Annotated in this window: 22 protein-coding genes and 1 pseudogene; 2 read left to right on the top strand and 21 right to left on the bottom strand. The window is 70.0% G+C overall.

Annotation, left to right across the window (positions count from 1 at the left end; all coding sequences use genetic code 11):
- From L0D16_RS09000 to L0D16_RS08950, 11 genes and pseudogenes are all read right to left on the bottom strand, one after another.
- Positions 1–315 (bottom strand): hypothetical protein, encoded by a 315-nt coding sequence (locus L0D16_RS09000; protein ID WP_038043781.1) that lies wholly within the window; start codon positions 313–315, stop codon positions 1–3.
- On the bottom strand, positions 315–761 hold the full coding sequence (locus tag L0D16_RS08995) for a lytic transglycosylase domain-containing protein (protein WP_124105528.1): 447 nt from the start codon (positions 759–761) through the stop codon (positions 315–317). The genes L0D16_RS09000 and L0D16_RS08995 overlap by 1 nt, the downstream gene beginning before the upstream one ends.
- A complete protein-coding gene (locus L0D16_RS08990; RefSeq protein ID WP_039457191.1) occupies positions 758–964 on the bottom strand; it encodes a hypothetical protein in 207 nt (68 codons plus the stop codon). The genes L0D16_RS08995 and L0D16_RS08990 overlap by 4 nt, the downstream gene beginning before the upstream one ends.
- A pseudogene (locus L0D16_RS12475) lies at positions 961–1,350 on the bottom strand (hypothetical protein); the annotation flags it as partial. The gene L0D16_RS08990 and the pseudogene L0D16_RS12475, both read right to left, overlap by 4 nt.
- Positions 1,238–3,664 carry a type IV secretory system conjugative DNA transfer family protein gene (locus L0D16_RS12470; protein ID WP_341474624.1) on the bottom strand — a complete coding sequence of 809 codons (2,427 nt, stop codon included), beginning with the start codon at positions 3,662–3,664 and terminating at the stop codon, positions 1,238–1,240. The gene L0D16_RS12470 and the pseudogene L0D16_RS12475, both read right to left, overlap by 113 nt.
- Positions 3,665–3,826: a hypothetical protein gene (locus L0D16_RS08975; RefSeq protein ID WP_167764531.1), complete on the bottom strand. Its 162-nt coding sequence runs from the start codon at positions 3,824–3,826 to the stop codon at positions 3,665–3,667.
- Entirely contained in the window at positions 3,823–5,652 is a 1,830-nt protein-coding gene (locus L0D16_RS08970; RefSeq protein ID WP_243031516.1) for a hypothetical protein, read from the bottom strand. Before L0D16_RS08970 ends, L0D16_RS08975 begins: the two co-directional genes overlap by 4 nt.
- Complete coding sequence (locus L0D16_RS08965; protein WP_243031515.1) at positions 5,649–7,199, bottom strand: hypothetical protein; 1,551 nt, start codon at positions 7,197–7,199, stop codon at positions 5,649–5,651. Before L0D16_RS08965 ends, L0D16_RS08970 begins: the two co-directional genes overlap by 4 nt.
- Entirely contained in the window at positions 7,196–9,739 is a 2,544-nt protein-coding gene (locus L0D16_RS08960; protein ID WP_038043786.1) for a VirB4 family type IV secretion system protein, read from the bottom strand. The genes L0D16_RS08965 and L0D16_RS08960 overlap by 4 nt, the downstream gene beginning before the upstream one ends.
- Positions 9,717–10,034 (bottom strand): hypothetical protein, encoded by a 318-nt coding sequence (locus L0D16_RS08955; protein WP_014632329.1) that lies wholly within the window; start codon positions 10,032–10,034, stop codon positions 9,717–9,719. The genes L0D16_RS08960 and L0D16_RS08955 overlap by 23 nt, the downstream gene beginning before the upstream one ends.
- Before the next feature lie 3 nt (positions 10,035–10,037).
- On the bottom strand, positions 10,038–10,418 hold the full coding sequence (locus tag L0D16_RS08950) for a TrbC/VirB2 family protein (RefSeq protein ID WP_243031514.1): 381 nt from the start codon (positions 10,416–10,418) through the stop codon (positions 10,038–10,040).
- A 141-nt stretch (positions 10,419–10,559) separates the two neighbouring features.
- On the opposite strand from L0D16_RS08950, the gene L0D16_RS12465 reads away from it, so the two are divergent.
- Positions 10,560–12,152 (top strand): hypothetical protein, encoded by a 1,593-nt coding sequence (locus L0D16_RS12465; RefSeq protein ID WP_341474623.1) that lies wholly within the window; start codon positions 10,560–10,562, stop codon positions 12,150–12,152.
- A complete protein-coding gene (locus L0D16_RS08940) occupies positions 12,149–12,643 on the top strand; it encodes a hypothetical protein (protein ID WP_093007028.1) in 495 nt (164 codons plus the stop codon). The genes L0D16_RS12465 and L0D16_RS08940 overlap by 4 nt, the downstream gene beginning before the upstream one ends.
- Positions 12,644–12,821: 178 nt before the next feature.
- On the opposite strand, the gene L0D16_RS08935 is transcribed toward L0D16_RS08940, so the two are convergent.
- The 10 genes from L0D16_RS08935 to L0D16_RS08890 are packed head-to-tail and all read right to left on the bottom strand — an operon-like array spanning position 12,822 to position 19,950.
- Entirely contained in the window at positions 12,822–13,163 is a 342-nt protein-coding gene (locus L0D16_RS08935; RefSeq protein WP_135260224.1) for a hypothetical protein, read from the bottom strand.
- Positions 13,160–13,375: a hypothetical protein gene (locus tag L0D16_RS08930; RefSeq protein ID WP_236622553.1), complete on the bottom strand. Its 216-nt coding sequence runs from the start codon at positions 13,373–13,375 to the stop codon at positions 13,160–13,162. Before L0D16_RS08930 ends, L0D16_RS08935 begins: the two co-directional genes overlap by 4 nt.
- Positions 13,368–13,820: a hypothetical protein gene (locus L0D16_RS08925; protein ID WP_093007032.1), complete on the bottom strand. Its 453-nt coding sequence runs from the start codon at positions 13,818–13,820 to the stop codon at positions 13,368–13,370. Before L0D16_RS08925 ends, L0D16_RS08930 begins: the two co-directional genes overlap by 8 nt.
- Position 13,821: 1 nt before the next feature.
- Positions 13,822–14,661 (bottom strand): hypothetical protein, encoded by an 840-nt coding sequence (locus L0D16_RS08920; RefSeq protein ID WP_039457249.1) that lies wholly within the window; start codon positions 14,659–14,661, stop codon positions 13,822–13,824.
- A 45-nt stretch (positions 14,662–14,706) separates the two neighbouring features.
- Positions 14,707–15,720, bottom strand: a complete 1,014-nt coding sequence (locus tag L0D16_RS08915) for a hypothetical protein (protein ID WP_243031513.1) — start codon at positions 15,718–15,720, stop codon at positions 14,707–14,709.
- Positions 15,721–15,742: 22 nt separating this feature from the next.
- Complete coding sequence (locus tag L0D16_RS12460; RefSeq protein ID WP_341474622.1) at positions 15,743–17,305, bottom strand: IS200/IS605 family accessory protein TnpB-related protein; 1,563 nt, start codon at positions 17,303–17,305, stop codon at positions 15,743–15,745.
- A complete protein-coding gene (locus L0D16_RS08905) occupies positions 17,277–17,921 on the bottom strand; it encodes an IS607 family transposase (protein ID WP_038043797.1) in 645 nt (214 codons plus the stop codon). The genes L0D16_RS12460 and L0D16_RS08905 overlap by 29 nt, the downstream gene beginning before the upstream one ends.
- 34 nt (positions 17,922–17,955) lie before the next feature.
- Entirely contained in the window at positions 17,956–18,894 is a 939-nt protein-coding gene (locus tag L0D16_RS08900) for a hypothetical protein (protein ID WP_243031512.1), read from the bottom strand.
- Positions 18,895–18,929: 35 nt separating this feature from the next.
- Positions 18,930–19,316 carry a hypothetical protein gene (locus L0D16_RS08895; protein ID WP_014511050.1) on the bottom strand — a complete coding sequence of 129 codons (387 nt, stop codon included), beginning with the start codon at positions 19,314–19,316 and terminating at the stop codon, positions 18,930–18,932.
- A complete protein-coding gene (locus tag L0D16_RS08890) occupies positions 19,306–19,950 on the bottom strand; it encodes a LexA family protein (protein ID WP_243031511.1) in 645 nt (214 codons plus the stop codon). Before L0D16_RS08890 ends, L0D16_RS08895 begins: the two co-directional genes overlap by 11 nt.
- Between the last annotated feature and the right edge of the window lie 150 nt (positions 19,951–20,100).

Here is a 20,100-nt window from a genome sequence, read left to right as displayed (position 1 = left end):
TTATTCCCAACGGTCCGAAAGCCCGGACAAAAAGCCCACCACCGCCCCCAGGGAGAGGCCCGTGGGGAGGCCGGAGAGGAAGGCCCACACCTCCTTGGAGGCCGCCCCAAGGTGGTGGGCGAGCCTCTCCAGGTCCGCCCGCCCGAGGAGGGCCGCCCCCAGGTAGAGGAGGGCCGTCCAGGGGAGGAGGACCCGGGCCACCCGGCCCAGGGCGTACCCCGAGAGGGCCCCCACCCCGAGCAAGACCCAGGCCTCCTTCTGGGAGAAGGCCCGGCCCAGGGCCTCGAGGGCGTGGAAGGCAGGCAAGGCCTCCATCACCCCCTCCGCCAGGCCCGGTAGACCGAAAGCACCCGCTCCACGTACCTCTGGGTGGAGGCGGGAATGGCCCCTCTCCTCACCGCTCCGAGCCCGGCGTTGTAGGCGGCGAGGGCCAGCCGCCAGTCCCGGGTGGCCTCCCAGAGCTCCCGGAGGTGCTTCGCCGTGGCCCAGAGCGCCCAGTCGGGGTGGGCCCGCCACTCCACGGGAGCCCCCGTGGTGCGCGCCCAGGTCCCCGGCATGAACTGGCCCAGGCCCACTTCTCCGGCCCGCCCTACTGCTCCCGGGCAGTAGCCGCTTTCCACCCACACCACGGCGGCCACCAGGTAGGGGTCCACCCCCCAGGCCCGGGCGTACTTCCACGTCTTCGCCCAGAGGTCCTGGGGGACGTGGCCGCACGCGAAGGCCGCCCCCAGGAGGAGGACCAGGTAGGCCGCTCGCCTCACCCCTTCTCCACCTCCCTCTCCAGGAGGGCCCGCACCGCCTTGAGTTCCCCGTAGACCCCGGCGAGGAGGGCGAGGCCCACCCCGTAGAGGAGGACCACGAGCCCCGCCCCCACCCCGGCCCCGTCCAGCCGGAAGAGGCCGAGAAGGAAGAGCCCGGCCCCCAAGACGGCCACCGCCTTACCCAGAAGCTCCGCCCACTTCACCTTCCACCTCCTTTCACGTACTCCCGGATGTAGAGCCGGTGCACCCAGTCCTCCACCGCGAAGGGCACCCCCCGGAGGAAGGCGAAGTAGAAGCGCTCCACCAGGGGAGCGGGCTCCGCCCCCTCCAGGGAGAGGCCCACGTAGCCCCGAAGGAGGCGGATGGCCTCCTTCCGGTCCACCACCACGAACTCCCCGTCCACCCGGGGGGCGAAGCGCACCACGGCCCCCGCCAGGGCCAGGGAGGGCCCGTAGCTCTTCGGGTGGGTGAGGCCGCTATCCGTGGTGAGCAGGTACACCTTCACCCCTCCCTTCACCATGGCCTCCCTTAGGGCCTCCGTCAGGGGCTTCAGGTCCAGGACCGCCACCTGCACCAGGACCTCCCCCGTGGCCCGCCTCACCGCCTCCGCCGCCTCCTCCAGGGTGTAGCTCCTTCCCAGGGCAACGGAGGCCGCCAAGGCCAAGACTGGGACGAACCAGGACCTCATCCTCCTTCACCTCCACCGCTTCGCCGCAAAGCCTTTCCATGAGGACCCGCTCCGCCTCCTCCTTGGGGAGGGTGAGGACCTCGGGCACGGGCTCCTCCCGGTGAACCTTCTTCCACCACTCCACCACCCGGCACCAGCGCACCAGCGCCCAGTACCCGGCCCGGTCCGCCCCCTGGATGGCCTCGAGGGCCTCCCGGGTGAGGGAGAGGCGCACGGGCTCCCCCTCCACCTCGCACCAGCCCAGCTTCACCCAGGCGGGCTCGGGGGTGGGGAAGCCTTCGGGGAGGCGGAGGTCCAGGCGAAGGGTCTCCGAGCCCCGGTAGTACCGCTTGAACTCGGGCACCCGCCGGGTGAGGGCTTCCAGGTAGAGGAGGAGGCTTTCGGGCCTCGAGGGGTCCCGGCTCCAGGGGGCGGCCTCCCCTTCGGGCGAAGCGGAGGCGGGGAGGGAGACGGGCCCCCGCGTCCGGGGAAGGGGGAAGCCCGCCTCCTCCACCCGCGCCTCCCGCGCCTTCTTCCAGAGGCGGTGCAGGAGGTGTTCCTTCCGCCACATGCCGAAGAGGTTCATGCGGGCCGGAGGAGCGCCCTCCAGCAGGACCACCGCCTCCCCCTTGGGGGCGGTGCGCATCTCCTCCGGGGAGAGGAGGGGCCGGGCCACCTCCCGCTCCCCCACGGTTCGGCTCGTGGGGATGGGGAGAAGGCCCCTCCGGCTCACCCCCCGCACCTCCTGCATCACCGAGGTCTCCCCCAGGACCTCCGAGAGGCGGGCGGCGTCGTTGTCGGAGAGGCCGGAGAGGAAGTAGACCCGCTGGGCGAAGGTGCCCTCTATGGCCTCCCACTCCTCCCCGTAGACGGCCCGCCCCTGGTCCGTGTTCTGCACGGCGATGTGGTAGGCCACCCTCCGGGAGCGCATGGTGCCCAGGTTCTCCTTGATCCCGGGGAGGAAGCCGAAGTTGGGGAACTCGTCCCAGTAGACGCTCACGGGCACCTTGAGCCTGCCCCCGTTCCGGTTAGCGTGCTGGAGGGTCTTCAGGTCCACGATGCGCTTCAGGAGCTTGAGGAGCACGTACCCCGAGGCGTTGTCCCCGATGAGCTCCTGGGGCACGCCGATGTAGACCAGGCTGGGCTCGGAGAAAACCTTCGCCCAGGGGACCTCCATGGGCCCGGGCTCCGTGGCGGCGGCGAGGCCCGGGTCCAGCCAGATGGAGAGGCGGTTCCGGGCCCCGTTCAGGATCCCCGCCAGCTGGTCCTGCCGCATCTCCAGGAGGGTCTTGAGTTCCACCTGCAGGTAGGGCCGCACCTCCACGTAGGCCTTGAGCCCGGCCACCCCGTCCCCCAGGACCCGGTAGACGTGGGCCAGGGAGTACCGCCCCTCCACCCCCTCGGCGTGGATCAGGGCCTGGAGCAGGGTCCGCTCGAGGCCCGGGTAGAACTCCTTGGAGTCCGGGACCTTAGGGTTCCGGGGCACGAAGATCTCGGCGATGAGCTTGGCCTGGGTGATGTCCTCGGCCCCCTCCAGGAAGTTGATGCGGTAGGACCTTTCCCCCCACGGGGTGAAGGGGTAGACGGCCCGCCCGTGGTGGGCGTAGTAGGTCATGGCCTCCATGAGGCCTTCCCGGTCCGGGTACTTCAGGTCGTAGACGATGGCCGTCCACCCGTCCTTGGCGTCCAGGAGGAGGTTGGGCAGGTAGTACCCCGAGGTCTTCCCGTGCCCCGGCTTCCCCACCACCAGGGTGTGGGCCACCCGCTGGCCCTCGGAGACCCGGAGGGGCCTCTTCCCGAGCTGGCCGTACCAGCCCACGCCCTTGGGGTTGAGGTAGGGCTCGAGGTCCCTCTCCGTGGCCCACCGCCCCTGCCCCGGGAGTTTCCTGGGCCTCGCGGGGCTGTAGACGAAGGGGGCGAGGCCCCCCACGAACCCCAGGACCAGGACGAGCCGGAGGAGGTCGTAGTTGAGCCGGGCCGCCCAGAGCCGATTGAACTCGCCTCCGCACGGGGTGGCCACGTTGAGCATGCAGGCGGTGGCGAACTCCAGGCCCCTCGCCCCGGGCCTGCCCACGGCCTGGTCCCAGCCCGCCTCGGCCAGGGCGTTCGCCGCCTCGAGGGCCCCCCGCGCCCCCAGGTAGAAGACGAGGCCCAGGGTGGCGAGGAAGAGGAGGAACCCCAAAGCCCGAAGGGCCTTGAGGGGGCGTGGGGTCTCGAAGAGGGAAGCGGCCTCCACCTACCTCCTCCCCCGCGCCCGGGCGATCCACCTTCCTGGGGCCTTAGGGGCCAGGGGCCGGGCGCGAAGCGCCGCCAAGGCCTCCTCGCTCAGGCGGAACTCCACCCTGGGCAAGGGGTCCCTTTTGACCCACTTCGGTCCACGGTCAATCCAGCGCTTCACTCCTCATCACCTCCCTTCCTGTAAGCGCTCCTGTCAATCCACCTGCCCGGAGGCGGCCCCCCTGCGGGAAGGGTGGTGCCCGAGGGGGTCTCCGGGGGCCGCACCTCCTTGGCCCGGTCGGTCCACCTTCCCGGGGCCTCAGGGGCTCTGTAGGAGGGGACCTCCCCGGGACCCGTGTAGCCCACGCTCTGCCCCACCCCGGGGGCGGGCCGCACCACGGCGGGCTCCACACCCTGACCGTACTCGGCCCGGTGCATGTACGGCACCCCCGTCCCGGGGGCCTGGACCTCCACCGTGCGCTGGTAGGCGGGAGGCACCTCCTGGCCCCCACCGCTTGCGGCTGAAGAGAAGCCTCCGCCGCCTGCGCCCGAGGGAAGGGCCCTCGAGGGCCCCCCAAGCCCCCGGCCCAGACTCCCCGCGGCCTGGCCCATCCCCTCCAGGGCGCTCGCGGCCCCGCCCATGGCCCTGCCCACGGCCTGGGTTGCCATCCCCGTGGCGTAGCTGACGGCCGCCGCCGTCACGGCCAGGGAAAGCCCACCGAAGAAGGTGGCCACCAGGCTGGAGAGATAGCCCGCGATGAGGAGGGCCGCCGCCATGCCTCCCACGGTCATCAGCAGGGTCTGGGCCCAGGCCTGGAACATGTCCACGAGCCCTTTGCCGATGCCCAGGACGAAGGTGCCCATCTGGCGCATTCCCTGGGCGATGGCCTCCTTGGTCATGGTTCCGCACGCCACGGGGGAGAGGAGGGCCTTGCCGTCCGGGGGGACGTTCCGGTAGTTGAGCTTCCCGTCCGTGTCCACGAAGACCTCAAAGCCGCACACCCGGGGGTCCCACCCGTTCTGGACGGCCAGGTCGTTCAGGGTCTCGGCGAAGATGCGGCGGTTCTCCCGGAACTGCCCGGTGAGCTGTTCCACGGTGGTGTCCACGATCTCCTTGGCCTGGGAGGCGATGTAGGCCGCCGGACGGGAGACCCCGAGCTCCATGCCCCCCCGCACCACGAAAGGCCCGACGGCCCCCATGATGAAGGCCCACACCACCACGGAAAGCCACCGCCCGAAAAGCTGGGGCCCGAGGCCGATGGGAAGGGCCAGGCTCCCCGCCACGATGGGCCAGAAGGCGGAGGCCAGCATGAACATGGTGCTGATGAGCACCGTGAGGACCATGGCGATGATGACGAAGGGAACGAGGAGGAGGGAGGCGGGGTTGAGAAGCTGGGCCGCCGCCCCGATGCCCGCGAGGATCTGCTGGGCCCAGTCGGGCATGTTCGTCCCGTCGTTCAGGCCCGTCCCCACGAGGTGGACGACGCCCGCCTCCACGATGGCCACGATGGTGAAGAGGGGGTTGATGACCGCCCCCAGGGCCTTGAGGTTGTTGGCGGCCTCCGTCATGGCGTCCGCGAGCTCCGTGCGGAAGGTGTTCGTGACGGCGTAGTACACGCCCTGCGTCCCGCCGAAGCTCTCGTCCAGGACCTCCCCGAACCAGAGGAACCCCCCCGCCAGGACCACCCGGGCCATGGCCCCCAGGACCTCCTCCAGGCTCCCGTAGTAGACCGCCCGGATCAGGCTCCAGATGAGGCCCACCACGATGAGGCTCCGCCCGATGGTGTAGGCCCCCGCCTGGAAGTCCCGGAGGCTCGCCTTGAAGAGGGCGATCCAGTCGTTGAGGTTGAGCATGGCGTTGAGGATGCCCGTGAGGAAGTCCCGAACCCCCTGGTCGATCTGTCCCTGGGGCGGCGGGGGCGGGTCCGCCAGGGCCAGGAGGAAGAGGAAGGGGAGGAGGGCGAGAAGCCTCGCGCCCCACCCCTTGGGAAGAAGGGCCCGCCTCACGGGCTACCCCCCGAGGGCGGCGGGGTGCCGCTTTGCGCTCTCCATTGCCGCGCGAGGATCTCCAGGGCCTCCCCCGCCGCCACGTACTTGGCCGAGGTCTTCTCCGCCTGGGAGGCCACCTGGCCCATGAGGGCCCGTAGCTGGTCCTCGGCGCTACGCTCCTGCTTCCTGATGAGCTCCACCAAGTTCTGGTTCACCTGGACCAGTTGCTCCACGGTCATGGCCTGCTGGGCGGCGAGGTTCTTCATCTCCTGCACGGCCCGGAAAGAGTCCTGGGCCTGCAGGCGGATGAGCTCGGCGAAGCCCTTCACCACCACCTCCGTCACCTCCCGGGTGGAGGGGGCGGTCTGGGCCTCGGAGATGAGCTCCTCCGTGATGCCGGGGTCCATCACGTCCCCCGAGCCGGAGCCGCTGGTGCCGCCCGAGCCGGAGGTGCCCCCGGAGCCCCCCGGGGTGTTCTGGGCCCCAAGGGCGCCTCCCGGGGAAGCGCTTTGCGCCCCCACCACGCTCGCCCCGGAAAGCCCCCCGGTGAGGGAGGCCCACCCCTTGGACACCGCCTCGGCGATGAAGTTCCAGGCGGCCCCCAGGGTGTCCCAGAGGTCCTGGAGGGTGCTCTCCAGGCTCAGGTTCTCCTGCTGGTTCTTCACGTTCTGGGCCACCCGGGACTGGTTCTCCAGGAGCTGGGCCGTGCGCTGGAGGTCGGCGAGGCTCTGGGTCGTGGCCTGGAAGCCCAGCTGGGGCACCACCCCGGAGATGAGCCGGGTCCACCACTCCGGGCCCCAGTAGAGGGGGTCGTCCCCGGGCTTCCAGGCGTCCAGTTCCCGCAACTGCTCCGCCCGCGCCCGGGCCAGGGCGTTCAGGATGGCGTTCTTCTGGCGGCGGATGTCGCTCATGAGGTCCGTCAGGGCCTGGTCCACCTGGTCCACCAGGGGGTTGAGCTGGTGGAGGCCAAGCCCCTTGCCCAGCCAGTCCAGGGCCAGCCCGGTGCCGTAGTAGATGGCCTGGTTCTTGAAGTCCTCCCACATGTCCCCGAGCTGGTTCCAGTAGTTGATGGCCTTCTTCACGGTCCGGTGGGCGGTGCACAGCCACCGTACCGAGGAGAGCTCGTAGAAGCCGATGAAGCGGCAGGCCTGGGCGATGAAGCCGTCCAGGTCCTCCATGAGGCCCTGGGCCTGGAGGTTCTGGCCCGAAAGCCCCGTCCCCTGGACCTGGAGGGCGAGGAGGGCGTAGGCCGTGCCCGTCTTCTCCCCGGTGTAGTCCACCTCCAGGCGAAGCGCCGTGGTGCCGCCAAAGCCCCCGGTGTCCCAGTACCGCTTCACCTGGAGGGAGGTGGTGCGGAAGACCTCCCGCCCCGAAGGAAGGGCCACACCCCTCACCTCGAGGACCCTCTCCCCCGGCTCGGGCTCCACCCGGGCCTCCACCACCAGGACCCGCCCCTCCGGGTAGGTCCCGGGCCTCGGGGAAAGCCACGCCACCCTCACCGCGAGGGCGGGGAGGAGGGCGAAGGCGAAGGTCAGCGAAGCGATCTTGGGGATCCAAGCCCTCATGCCCGCCCCTCCGCGAGGTCCACCACCGCCTTGAGGACATCCCCCCCGTACCTCTCCACCAAGGCCTTCCTCCGGGCCGCTTCCTCCTGGGCGCTGGTGAAGAGCCAGTAGTCGTAGGGCGTGGGCCACAGCTGGAGCACGTCCCCCTCCTTCCGGTCGTCTCGCACCGCCCACACCATCACCTCCCCGTAAAGCCCCTTGACGCCCCCCAAGGAATTCCACACGGCCATGGCCCGGTCGGAGAGGCCGAAGACTCTTCGCACGTGCTCCTCCTCCCCCTGCACCCGGAAGAGGAAGACCCAGGTGGTGTTCTGGAGAATCCTCCCCGCGCTCTCCCCGCTGTAGTCCTGGAGGCTTTGGGTGATGCTCCAAATCCCGCCACCCAGGTGCCGGAACCGGCGGTAGAGCTCCTCCACCAGGCTCGCGGCGTAGGGGTTCTTGAACACCTTCCAGGCCTCGTCCAGGACCACCAGGAGGTTCCGCTCCTCCCCCCGCTTCTTCCCCTCCTTCGCCCGCTTCCAGATGAGGTCGGCCATGAGCACCGTGCCCACCACGTCCAGGCCCTCGTAGGCGTCCAGGCCCTCGAGCTCGTAGCACACCACCCGGGCCGTGCTCACGGGGACGGAGGTGGGGCGGTCCACGAAACTGCCCATGGGGGAGTCCCCGGTCCAGGACTGGAGCCGGAGGGCGAGGCTTCGGGCCACCTCCTTCTCCGAGGGGGACACCCCCCGCCCCCCGATCTCGTCCAGGGTGAGGAGGGTCTTCACCAGGTCGGAGAGCCTGGCCCCGAGGTAGCGCTTCTCCTCGGTGCCGTCCTCCCTCAGGTCCACGGTGGTGGCCCGCTTGTAGGTCTGGTCTATGGCCGCCTCCAGGATGGCGTTCTCCACCGCCTCCTGGGTGGGGTCGCCCCCGGGGGGGACCATGGCCCGGAGGAGCTTCAGGAGGTCCCCCTTCTTCTCCGGGGTGGGCTCCACCTCCCCCTCCTCGAGGTCAAAGGGGTTGATGCTGGTGCCCGCCCCGGGGCGGATCTCCACCATGGCCCCGCCGAAGGCCTCCACCAGGGCCTGGTAGTTCTTGCCCCGGTCCAGGATGACCACGCTCGCCTTCTCGTCCCGCAAGAGCTCCGAGAGGAGGTACTGCACCGCGAAGGTCTTCCCCGAGCCCGAGCCCCCCACCACGATGCCGTTGTAGTTCCGCATCCGCTTGTCGAAGGGGTCCACGGAGACCAGGGCCCCCTGGCGGGTCCGGAAGAGGGCCACGGGCCTGGGGCTTCCTGTCCAGGCCCCCGTGGTGGGGAAGAAGTGGGCGGCGTTGGTCTCCAGGAGGTAGACCTTCTCCTCCGCCACGCCCCCGGAAAAGGGGGCCTGGGCCAGCCACGGGGCGAGGAGGCCGTTCCTGAGGACCCGGAAGGGGTTCCCCGGAACCTGGCTCAGGGTGCTCACCGCCTGGCTCACCCGCTCCTCCAGGGTCTCCCGGTCCCGCTCCAGGAGGACCAGGCTCGCCCCCACCTGGAAGATGTGGTCCCCCGTCTGGGAGACGTGGGTGATGGCCCCCTCCGTCTCCACCTGCCCCACCCGCACATTGGGGTCCACGTAGGTCCCCGACTGGGAGGCGGAGTAGTACCGCCTCGCCCGGGCCTTGAGGGCCCGGATGGCGAGCTCGAAGGGCTCGTGGAGGAAGTCCATGACCAGGTAGAAGCGGTCCCCCCCGGCCTGGGCCAGCACGTCCCCCATCTCCGCGTAGGTCTCGTCCGGCACCGTGTAGAGGGAGAGGACCCCCGCCCACATCCCCCCCACGTAGAGGGCGTCCCGGTAGGAGTTGTCCACCTCACTCCGGGCGATCTGGGCCCGGAGGGTGGGGGGCCTGAGAGAAGGGATGCGGCGGATGGCCTCCCGGGGGTAGCGTTGCCAGGTCTGTTGGTACTGGGGCACCTCCGCAAGGGCCAGGGCGGGGTTGAAGTAGCGGTAGAGGACGGCGAAGAGCTCCTGGTCGCCCATGGGGAAGGCGAGGACGCGGTAGGCGGAAGCCGCGCGGATGATCCGGGTCCGCACCCGCTCCGCCTCCGCCACCACCTCCTTCCACTCCTCCGGGGTGAAGGGCACCCGGCGCCGCTTGTGCCGGGGCCTGCCCAGGAGGACGCTGAGGTAGACCCGCTTCTCCAGGACCTGCCCCTTCTGCCACCGCTCCCGCCAGGCCTCGTAGCGCCTTTCCTGCAGGAAGCGGGCCGTGGGGTGGGAGGGCTCGAGGCTCCGGTACCGCTCCACCCGGGCGAAGGGGGCCGGGGAGACCTCCACCACGAGCCGGGCCCGGCTTCCCTCGGGCACGCCGCTCCGAAGGATGGTCTTGATGACCCCCACCAGGCCCTCCATGTAGGCGGTGCTGGCGAAGAGGGTGGGCTGGAGCTCGAGCCTGACCCCCACCTCCACCCGCCCGTCGTTCAGAACCACGAGGCCGTCCTGGATCTCCCAGTACGGCAAGAGCGCGGTGAGGGAGTCCTCCCGCGCCCGGGAGAAGGGGCTACCTCTGGAAGCGCTCGTCATAGATCAGGGGAGTCGTGTCCTCGTCCCGCTCGGGGCGGTAGCGCTCCTTCTGGGTGAGCCAGGCGATTTCCTGCCAGAGGCTCGCCCCGGGGAAGCGCATCCGCAAGCGGTCGGAAAACTTCACCGCCAGAAAGCCCGCCACGCCCGCCAGCACCAGGCCCAGGGCCGGGTGCGGCAGGCTCCCGCCCACCTGGAGCCCCAGGGTCATGGCCACGGCCCCGAGGAAGAGTTGCCAGAGCTCGAGGCCGAGGAGCGTCAGGGGCTGGTAGAGCCGCCACACCCGGAGCCTGAGCATGGTTCAGAGGAGGTTCGTGCAGGCCGAGGCGTTGGCCGGAGCGGTGGCGTTCCCGAAGAACATCTTGGCGAAGTAGGGTGCGGCGGCGATGATGATGCCCCCGATGCCCGCCCCGATCATGAGGGGCATGGCGTTGCGCCCACCGATGGCGAGGGATATGCCACCCACGGCGAACATGAGGATGATGATGCCAAGGCCCACGGGGCCTTTCAGGTAGCTCACGATGGTGCAGATGACGTTCGCCACGTTGCCGAAGGCCTGGTCCGCCGGGTTCGCCTGCGCCTGCGCCTCCGCCACCCCGAAGAGGGCGAGGCCCACCGCCAACGCCAAGGCGAAGAACCTGAAGTGCTCCGTCTTAAGACCCTTAGCTAACTTCTTCAGCACGCTTCACCTCCTAAGGAAGAACCACGAGCCTGAAGCCTGAAACCCGTCCGCCATGAACTCTTCCGCCCGCTCTCACCCCCTTTCAACCTCATACGACTGCCATTATAGCAAAACCATGCCCTTTTGTGGCAACATGAGGGCGTGAGGCTGAACCCCGAGGTGCGCAAGGAAGCGGAGGAAAAGCTCGGCAAGAAGCTCCCCGGGCCAGACGAGCCCGGCTTCTACGCCCTACTGGAGGAGCTCAGGGAGAAGGACCCGGAGCTCGCCGCCCTCCTGGAGGAGGGGATCGAGTTCGAGCAGGTCAGGCCCCCGGAGGAGGAGGTCCGCCGGGAGGTGAAGAAGCGGGCCTTCCTCCGGGACCTCTACAACCGCCTCTTCAACCGGTATGACGAGCTTACCGGGGAGTGGGTGCCCTCCCGTCCCAAGCAGATCCTAATCGGGGTGGGGGGCCTGATGGGCCTCGTCGTCTTCATGTGGGCCCTGAACAACCTGGGAGGCCCCAAGCGCCCGGCCCAGGCTCACCCCTCCCCCCAGGTCCAGCAGGCGGCCACCGCTCCCCAGGCGGCCTCCGGAACGCCCCCTCAGGCCCAGGCCCAGGAGGCTCCCGCACCCCCGGCTGGCGCTTCCGGGGCCACGGGGGAGGCCGCGCCCCAGTCCCAGTCCACGGCCACCCCGGTCGCTTCTTCGTCAGGAGAACGCCTCGAGGCCGTCCCCCCTCCGCCCACGCCCTCGGCCACCGGGGAGGTGCCTCCCCCGCCCCAGACCCTGGGAGGTGCGGGAGCCTACTCCGCCCAGGCCGCGCCCATGCCCACGGAGGGGCCCTCCCTCACCCTCTACCTCCGTCCCACCGGGGAGGCCCAGGCCGCCTCGCCCTCCATGGCCCTCTACATGGGCCAGGCCCAGGAGGCCCCCGAAAAGCCCTCCCTCTCCGTGCCCCTGAAGGCCCAGGCCCAGGAGGCCCCCGCCGGTCCGGGCCTCGCCGTCTACCAGGGCCAGGCGGGTAGCGCCTCGGGCCAGGTGGCCCCCGTCTCCTCCTTCGTGGCCTACAGGAAGACCGAGGCGCCCCAGGCGGTCCCCTCCTCTCCCGCCCCGCCCCAGGCCCCCCAGGGGCCTGGCCTCTTCGAGGCCAACCTGCCCGAGGTCTTCGGGGGGAGGCAGGCCCCCTCCACGCCTCCTTCCACGGCCTCTTCCACGCCTCCCGCCACGGCCTCCTCCCCCTACCTCCCCGGGGCGCGCCTCGAGGGGAGGCTCGCGGTGAGGCTCGTGGTGCCCGAGGGGCAGGAGGTCCCCGTGGCCCTGGAGACGGAGGACGGGGCCACCTTCCTGGGCAAGGCCAAGCTCTCCCCCACCCGCCGGGTGGAGGTGAACCTGGACCAGGCGGTCCTGGCGGGGAAGGTCTTCCCCGTGCGGGCCGTGGTCCTGGGTTCTGACCTCGCCCAGGGCCTCCCCGCCCAGGTCCGGGAGGAAGCCCCCTCCCTGGTGGCCGACCTGGTGCGGGGCTCCCTGCGGGGCCTCTCCGACTACGTGCGGGCCCGGAGCCAGCAGACCACCGTCACCACCACGCCCTCGGGCACGGTGATCCAGCAGGGGCAGACCCCGCCCCTGGAGCTCTTCTTGGGGGCGGCGGCGGCAGACCTTTTCTCCGTCCCGGAGGGCACGAGGGCCGTGGTCCGGGTGGCGGAGGTGGCTCAGGGGACGCCCCTCACGGTCCTGGTGCTGGGGGCCGGGCAATGAGCGTGAACCCCCTCGCCGTGGACCTCGCCTGGTCCGAGGGGCAGGTCCGGCGCTGGGGCCTCGTCCCCCCCGAAGAGGCGGTGCGGGTGGAGGGCTACCTGGGCCTCACCTACTACCGGAAGGAGGAGCCCGTGGCCTTCTGGGCCCACCCGAGCGTGGCCCGCTACCCCCTCACCGCTCTCCGCCACCTGGCGGGCCTGGCGGAGATGCGCCTCCTCCTCGAGGCGCCCCCTGATCCTCGGGTGTGGCGGGTGAGCCCCAGGCCCCGCCACCCCGTGGAGGAGCCCGATGGGGTCTGGCTCACCTCCGAAGGCCCCGTGGCCCTGGAGTACGACGCCGGGGCCTATGCCCGGGCCCGGGTCCGGGCCAAGGGGGAGGCCTTCGCCCTGAGGTTCGTGGGGCAGGTCTGGGGCGCCCCCGTCCCGGAGCGGGTGGCCTACCTGAGGCGGTTCCTCCCGGGGGCGAGGGTCCTCCTGGCCCCGTGGGCCTAGCGCACCACCGCCACCTCCCGCGCACCTTCCCAGCGGCCAGGCAGGCCCGGTCGCCCAGGGAAAGGCCCAGGGGCCGGGTCAGGGGGTCCAGGGCCCCCGCCTCCAGGGCCTCCTCCAGAGTGAAGGGCAGGACCTCGAGGCCCATGGCCACAAGCCGCCCCACCATTGCGCCCTTTTCTCATGAGCCCCCACACGAGAGGCCCTTCACGGGCTTCTCGTCGGGGGAAGGGGTGTACCGGGGAGGGGGGCCGATGAAGGTGCAGGCCCCGTACCCCCCGGTGAGCATGCGGATAAGAGGGTAGAAGGCCGCCGTCCTCCCGCCCTGCCCGTTCGGCACCGGAGCGAGGAGCCCGGCCAGCAGGAGGAGGGCCGCCAGGCTCCACTTGGCCCGCCGGAGGTCCCCCATCACCACTCGGTAGCCCAGGAAGATCACCGCCAAGAGGACGAGCGCCCCCACCAGGACCACAGGGGGGGTGAGGGCGCACACCAGCCGGCTCACGCCACAAAGGACCTCGTTCATACTCCAAACAGGCTCAGGAGGGCCCTGGCGTTCCAGGCGAGGATCCCCCCGAGGAGGGCGGCGATGAGGTAGCCTACCCCCCGGTCCCGCTCCCCGATGGCGATGAGGAGGCCGCCCAGGGCGAGGCCCAGGGTGGTGATGGCGAAGACCAGCGCCTTAGGGGGCTCCACGCTCAGCACCAGGCCGTTCATGGCGCTCGCCACCTCAGACATACACCACCTCTGCGCCACCTCGCTTAGGCGCCTCGTGCGTCAGAACGATCACCCGCCCGGCGGAGGCCTCCAGCTCGTCCCTGGGAGCGGGCCTCTTGGTGGGGTCCCCCCTCTTCCCCACCAGGAGCACCCGCTCCCCCTCCCGCTCCAGGACGGCCCTGCTCCCCTCCCGCCTGAGCATGCGCCAGCCCTCCCTCTCCATGGCCTCCGCGTGCCGCCGCACCAGGAGGGCCATCTCCAGGGCCCCCGCCCTGGGGGTGTAGTACCGGGTGAGCCCGAGGCGCTTCCGGCCCTTGGCCGCCGGGACCAGGACGGGGCCGAGCCGGGTCATCACCGGCTTCAGCACCCGTTGCCTCAGGGCCTCCCCCACCAGGGCCTCCCCGTAGCGCTCCAGGGCCTCCTGTAGGGTGTAGGGGCCTTCCCGCCAAGGCGCGAGGAGGTCCATTCTACCTCCCTTCCGTCTGGACCTCGATGGTCTTGCCCAAAAGCCGCCTCTCCAGGAGGAAGCTCCTCCCGGGCCCGAGCTCCACCCCCCGCCACCTGAGGAGGAGTTCCCCGGGCCTCGCCCCGTGGACCACGATGACCCCGCTCTGCCCCTCTCCGGGGTTCAGGACCGCCTTTAGGGGGTCCCGGCGCACCTCAAACCGGAGGGGCTTCCCCTCCTGCAGGATCTGGAGATCGTTGAGGGCGAAGCTCACGGGGCGGCTTCCCCGGTTCTCCAGGGTGAAGAAGACGCTCACCCTCCCCTCCTCCCCGGAAGGGGCCTCCACGGTGGTGGTGAAGTGCACCGCCGGGGCCTGAACCTGAGGGCTGGGGGTGGGAGAAGGAGCGGGGGAGGAGCTTTGGGCAGGCCCCGCCGTGGGAGTGGAAGGAGTCTGGGAGAGAGGGGCGTAGGTCCCCCCCTGGGTCCGCTTGAGGAGCACCTGGTACCGCCTCGGGTACTCCCCCGGCCCGATGCGCACCGTGAAGAGGAGGGTCCTCCCCCCCACCTCCACCACCAGGTCGGTCATCCCGCTCTTCACGGGCACCGCCCCCGTCTGGGTGCCCATCATCCCCGTGGAGAGGAGGAGCCTGCTCCCGCCCCCCTCGAGGCGAAGGAGCTCCCGCTTGGCGGAGAAGGCGGCGTCCACCGTGTCCCAGAAGTCGATGACCGTGGTGAAGCCTGGGCTTACCTCCAGAAGCCCCGGGGTCTTTACCAGGTCCTCCGCGTAATAGGTCTTGAGCACCACCTGGGCCTGGGCCGGAAGGGCCATGGTTAGAGCCAGCAACACGGCACGCAACCGCATGCCCTCATGTTGCCATAGGTGTGGCAACTAAGCAAGCTTTTGTTGCTAGTCCTCCCCCAGGTATCCTCCTAGGAGGGCCAGGAGGCCCAAGGCGGCGAGGGCGAGCCCCAGGGGCACGGCGTAAAGGAAGGCCAGGGGGGTGAGGAGGGCGGCGGGCCCCAGGGCATCCCCCACGGCCTGGGCGTAGAGGCGGGCGGGGCGGCCCAGGGGGAGGGACCAGAGGCTCGCCGCCACCCCGTAGAGGGCGGGGAGGAGGGCCCAGGCCAGGCCCCCCGCCAGGGAGAGGAAGACGCCTAAGGACCCTCCCCCCAAAAGGACCACCAGGGCGAGGCCGAAGAGGAGTCCCTTGAAGGCGCTCACGTACCCCCGGGCAGGCCCCCCGCGCTTGAGGAGGCGGTCCTGCACCAGGACCAGGTTCAGGGCGGGAAAGAGGGCCAGGGCTCCGGGGATGGCCCCCGCAAAGGCGGGGTAGAGGACGAGGGGAAGGGAAGCGGCGAGGAGGAGAAGGGGCACCAGGGGAGACCGCCTCTCCCTGGGGGAGGCGGGGAAGGCTTCCCGCTCCCGGGTGAGGACCCTCCCCCGGGGAGAAGCCTCCCCCGCCTTGGGAAACCCCTCGAGGCGTGCTTCCCGCCTCTCCCCTTCCCCGCCCTGGGGCGGCGGGGGCGGTCCGGTCCGGGCCTCCTCTACAGGGGCCGCCTCCTCAAGGTGTTCCCCTGGCGGGGAAGCAACTGGGGTTTCCGGGCGGCCCGGCTCGAGGAGGCGCGCCTCCGGCCTCTCCCCTTCCCCCTTGAGGAAGGCGGCGATCCGGCCCACGTCCGCCGGGGAGAGGACCCGGGGAAGCGCCTGGAGGTGCTCCTCCAGGGAGGCCACGTGGAGGACCCCCTCGTGGTAGCCCCGCCGGTAGCTCCCCACCACCAGGGGCACCACGGGGAGGGCGAGGAGGGCGTAGGCCTCCCGGCCTAGGGCCTCGGCCTGGCGCGCCTCCTTCGCCAGGGCGAAGACCCCCGCCTCCGAGACCAGGAGGTGGCCCCCGCCGAAGGGGACTAGGTGGGCTTCCATAGACCGCATCTTACACACCTGGTCAACCAAAGTGCACATTAGCGCGCTTCGGCCCCCCACCAGGATGGGGACCTCGGCTTTCCCTCCACCCCTCCCACGCTCCCCGGTGAAGGAAGACCTTCAGCGGGGAGAGGTCCCTCGGCACCTCGCGCCCGAGGAGGGGAAGGAAAGTGCCTACCCTCAGGACCCGCCAGGGATTAACGCCAGGGGAGTTCCTTCCGTCGGTGACCTCCCTCTGGCTCCCCGGTGAACCCTGAAGGCTTGAAAGCAAGGAGAGGTGGCGCTTCGCCTCCCCGATCTCCCGGGAAAGCCTGCGCCTGAGGTAGGGGTTCTGTTCCTGCGCTCTCTTGGCTTGGAGTTCCCGGACTCTGGAGGCGTAGAAGCCCTGGGCGTGGTCCCTGAAGCGTTCGTCCCGGAGAAGCTTCCCGTAGCCTTTGGGAAGCTTCTCCTTGAACCCCAAGGCTCTCCTTCCGATCACGTACGCGGCGGCCACGTCCTTGGAGAGGGAAAGAAGGGGGGCGTACTTCAGCATCCCGATGGCGGAGGTGTCCTGGGGGTTCACCTCCACGACTTGGACACCTTTCTTCCTCGCCAACGAATGGACCTTCCGGAGGAGGGAGGCGTAGGCGAAGCGGTGTTGCTTCCTGCGGAAAGCTCTTCCAGAGCCGTCCCCTCTCCTTCCCTTGGGGAGGTGCTTCAGGCGCTCCGTGGCGACGGCTACGCCGTGCTCCTCCGCTAGGGAGACCACCTGGTGGGCGATCTTCCACAGGAGAAGCTCCTTCGTCCCCCTGTTCGGAGCGCGGTCCACCTCCTCCAGGGAGAGGGTGAGGTGGCGCTTCAGGTTTCCATCCGGCCCCACCACCGCCAAGGCGAGGTGGTAGGGGTCCGAGTTGACGTCTATGCCCAGGACGCCGTTCTCCTTCGTGGCCGCGAGGGGTGTGGGTTCTTCCTCCCAGGTGAAGGTGGCGTGGACCTTCCCGTCCTTGAGGGAGAGCTCCACGTTGTAGGGGAGGGAGGCGTGGACACGCTCCACCAGGGCGCTCAGGTTCGGGTGGGAGGTCTTCACCAGGGCCCAGGCGTACCTCCCGTTCCCCAGGTTGACGCGGAGCCATAAAGCCCCGTCCTCGGCCTCCAGGCGGAGGTTGAGGTTGCCCCCCTTGGTCCTGTCCCCCCGGGAGTAGAGGAGACCCTGGCGCTTCTCCTTCCACTCCCGCTTGAGCTCCTTCAGGGGCTTACCCGAGAGGTGCCTGCGCCTCAGGGTCTCAAAGAGCTTCCTTCCCCCGAAAACGACCTTCCTAGGGTCTTCTCCTCTCTCCCGGGCGGAGTCCAGGACGGCCTGGGCCTTCAAGACGGCGTCGTCGGCGTGGCGGGTGTTGAGGCGGAAGAAGGTGCAGAGGAGGTCGTCCTGACGTTTGAGCTCCTCCCGGCCCTTTCCTTCCAAGAGGCGGTTGTAGGCGTAGCGCACGGCCGCCGAGAAGCGGCGCATGAGGTCCAGGAGAAGGTGAAAGTCCTCTGCAAAGGGGAAGACCAGGAGGGCGTAGACTCCCCGGAAGTGCTTAGGTTTTCTCTTCCGCCGCTTGGACACCCCTGGCCTCCCCCTTTTTCCTCCTGGGACGCGAACCTCGTTTCCCGTAAATCCGCGCCGCGAAGCTGGAAACGACGGCCACCAGGTCCTCGGCCAGCTCCTCGTGCACCTCCTGACTCTCCTTCCCGTTCAGGACCACGAGCTCCACCCCGAAGGCTTCCAGGAAGCGCCGGATGTAGCCGAGGCCGAACCGCGCCAGGCGGTCCTCGTACTCCACCACCACCCGGTCCAGCTCCCCGTTCTTGGCCCGGTTCAGAACCTTGACGAGGCCCCGCCTGTTCTCGTTGACCCCGCTGGCGACTTCGGCGATGACCTCGTATTCCCAACCCCGCTCCCTGGCAAAGGCTTCCAGCCGGGCGATCTGGTTTCTGAGAAAAGCTTCCTGCTTTTTGGTGCTTACCCGGGCGTAGAGCAGGGTACGGGGCCTGGGTCTTTCCGAAGGAGCTCCGACCCCTAAGGAGAGTAGCCGTTCGATCTCTTCCTTGCGGTACCGCCTGCGGCCGCCCGGTGTGCGGACGGGGTGGAGGATGCCCTGCTTCTCCCACTTGTACAGGGTGTTGCGGTGCAGGCCGTAACGCTCCTGGATCTGCTGTGCTGTAAGGAGAAGTGGGTCCATCTGAAAGGTAGTATAGCTTAGTGTTCGCTATTTTTCAACTGTTTGCACCTCCCCTTTCCAGGAAGGCCTCGGCCACCCGGGCGAGGACCTCCTTCCTGAGGGCTTCCCGGCCCAGGGCCTCGGCCACCTCGCACGCGTCGCCGTCCTCGAGGGGGGCGAGCAGGTAGCCCCCAAGCTCCGCCTGCCACCTCTCCGCCGCCTTCCTCCCGGCCTCGTCCCCGTCCAGGAGGAGGAAGGTGAGCCTGCCGTCCGGCTCGGGGAGGGTGCCGTTCACCCCGGCCACCCCCACCACGTCCAGGAGGTCCCCCACGGCGAGGTAGAGGGCCACGGCGTTGAGCTCCCCCTCCACCACCAGGACCCCCGCCCGCTTCCCGTAGCCCGGGCCGTACCAGGGCGGCGTGCCGCACCCCCGGGTGAGGTAGCGATAGCGCTGGCCGTCCCTGGGCCTCAGGTGGCGCACCTTCACCGCCACCACCCTCCCCTCCGGGTCATAGACCGGAAGGTAGAGGTCCCCCTCGGGGGAAAGCCCCATCCCGAGGAGGACCGCTTCCCTCAGGGTGAGCCCCCGCCCCTTCAGGACCTCGGGGAGCTCCTTCGCTTCCCTGAGGCGGGCCTGGGCCTCGGAGAGCGCGGCCCCCAGGTCCACCGGGGGCTTGGGCTTCTCCTTCCCGCGCCGGAGCCGCTTCGGGAGCTCGGGGAGGGGCCTCTCCCCGAGGAGGATCTCCACCGCCTCCGCCTTGGAGAAGCCCGCGGCGAGGAGCAGGTGGTAGGCGTTGCCGCTCTCCCCGGTGGCGTGGTCCCGGAAGAACCACACTCCCCCGGCCTTGAAGAGGGAGAGGGAGGGCTTCTTGTCCCCCCGCCAGACCGCCCGGTAAAGCCCGGGCCTGCCGGGCCTGGCCCCCGACTCTGGGAAGAGCCGGGCCACGAGCTCCGGCAGGTCCACCGTGTCGATCGCCTGGGTGAGTGGGTCCACGCCCCTTCCCGTGGGGCCGCTAGGCCCCCGGGCCCTTAGAGCACCTCCTCGGGTTCCAAGAAGGCCTCCAGCACCACCCCCGCCCCGTCCAGGTCCAGTCTCGCCCAAACCAGGGGGATCTCCTCCTGGAGGAAGAAGACCTCCGCCGCCACCTCCCCCTTGGGCCGCCTGAAGGTCCGAGCATAGCCCAGGGTCTCCAGCTGCAGCCGCTCCTCGGGGAGCAGGCTGGCCATAGACACCACGCTGGCCTCGCCATGGGCCAGCCTGCGGAAGGAGCCCTCGGGAAGGCGCAAAAGCCCCTCGAGGGCGCTTTCGCGTAGAACCACCACCAACCGCTCCCGCGAGGGGAGCAACCGCAACAGCCGGAACCCTGACCTCCCTTCCTCTTCAACCCGAACGCGGAAAAGGGCTTCAGTGCTCATAGCTCCACCTCAAAAGAAGCCGCATCGCCTCGAGGGCCTCCCTTCCCCTCAGGAGGAAGCGAAACACTCCCTGGACCTCCACCTCCGAGGCGGGCAAGCGCAGGGTGGGATAGGCGGGGTTGTGGGGTTTGAGGACCACCATGTCCCCTTCGGGGTAGATGTACTTGAGCGTGGTCTTCCCCTCGTGAAGCACGGCGGCAATCTCCCCTCGCCTCGGCCTTACTCCCCGCTCCACCACCACCACGTCCCCATCCAGGAGGTACTCCGCCATGCTGTTCCCTTCCACCACGAGGGCGAAAAGGTTAGGGCGTGCGGGCAGGGGGATGAGGCCCTCCACCTCCTCCAGAGCCTCCTCCAGGGGCCCCGCAGGAACCCTTCCCACCACCGGAATGGCGAGGCCCGCAAGCAGCCTCCCCTCCGGCGTAAGCTCCACGTGGGTGGGGCGGCCGTGCCCTTGGGGATAGAGGACCACCAGGCCCTTCCGGGCCAGGGCCTCCAGGTGCTGGCGCACGGTCTGCGGCCGCAAGCCCAAGGCCCGGGTCAGGTCATGGGCCGTGGGGGAAAGACCCTGGCGCAGGAGCCGCGCCGCTTCTAAAAAGACCCGCTTTTGCCCTTCCGGCAAGGGGGGTGCCATAGCTCCTCCTCTACCTGTTTTATAACAGTACCCCCCTCAAGGTGCAAGCCCTCCACCCAAGGTTCTTCGGTCAGCGGGCAAAACGGCGTAGGGCACTCCAATCTCCGCGAGAAGGAGCACAGGAAGGCATGCGCTGACCGACTACAAAGT

The organism is Thermus altitudinis, assembly GCF_022760835.1.
Taxonomy (GTDB): domain Bacteria; phylum Deinococcota; class Deinococci; order Deinococcales; family Thermaceae; genus Thermus; species Thermus altitudinis.
Note: the sequence above shows the minus strand (reverse complement) of the source record. Positions and strands in the feature narration are given on the sequence as shown.

What these genes read in the sequence shown, in the direction of transcription:
- L0D16_RS09000 (WP_038043781.1), bottom strand. Translation starts at nt 315, where the DNA reads ATGGAGGCCTTGCCTGCCTTCCACGCCCTCGAGGCCCTGGGCCGGGCC.
- L0D16_RS08890 (WP_243031511.1), bottom strand. Translation starts at nt 19,950, where the DNA reads ATGGCACCCCCCTTGCCGGAAGGGCAAAAGCGGGTCTTTTTAGAAGCG.
- L0D16_RS08940 (WP_093007028.1), top strand. Translation starts at nt 12,149, where the DNA reads ATGAGCGTGAACCCCCTCGCCGTGGACCTCGCCTGGTCCGAGGGGCAG.
- L0D16_RS08895 (WP_014511050.1), bottom strand. Translation starts at nt 19,316, where the DNA reads ATGAGCACTGAAGCCCTTTTCCGCGTTCGGGTTGAAGAGGAAGGGAGG.
- L0D16_RS08925 (WP_093007032.1), bottom strand. Translation starts at nt 13,820, where the DNA reads ATGGACCTCCTCGCGCCTTGGCGGGAAGGCCCCTACACCCTACAGGAG.
- L0D16_RS08915 (WP_243031513.1), bottom strand. Translation starts at nt 15,720, where the DNA reads ATGGAAGCCCACCTAGTCCCCTTCGGCGGGGGCCACCTCCTGGTCTCG.
- L0D16_RS08955 (WP_014632329.1), bottom strand. Translation starts at nt 10,034, where the DNA reads ATGCTCAGGCTCCGGGTGTGGCGGCTCTACCAGCCCCTGACGCTCCTC.
- L0D16_RS08960 (WP_038043786.1), bottom strand. Translation starts at nt 9,739, where the DNA reads ATGACGAGCGCTTCCAGAGGTAGCCCCTTCTCCCGGGCGCGGGAGGAC.
- L0D16_RS08920 (WP_039457249.1), bottom strand. Translation starts at nt 14,661, where the DNA reads ATGCGGTTGCGTGCCGTGTTGCTGGCTCTAACCATGGCCCTTCCGGCC.
- L0D16_RS08930 (WP_236622553.1), bottom strand. Translation starts at nt 13,375, where the DNA reads ATGTCTGAGGTGGCGAGCGCCATGAACGGCCTGGTGCTGAGCGTGGAG.
- L0D16_RS08965 (WP_243031515.1), bottom strand. Translation starts at nt 7,199, where the DNA reads ATGAGGGCTTGGATCCCCAAGATCGCTTCGCTGACCTTCGCCTTCGCC.
- L0D16_RS08935 (WP_135260224.1), bottom strand. Translation starts at nt 13,163, where the DNA reads ATGAACGAGGTCCTTTGTGGCGTGAGCCGGCTGGTGTGCGCCCTCACC.
- L0D16_RS08905 (WP_038043797.1), bottom strand. Translation starts at nt 17,921, where the DNA reads ATGGACCCACTTCTCCTTACAGCACAGCAGATCCAGGAGCGTTACGGC.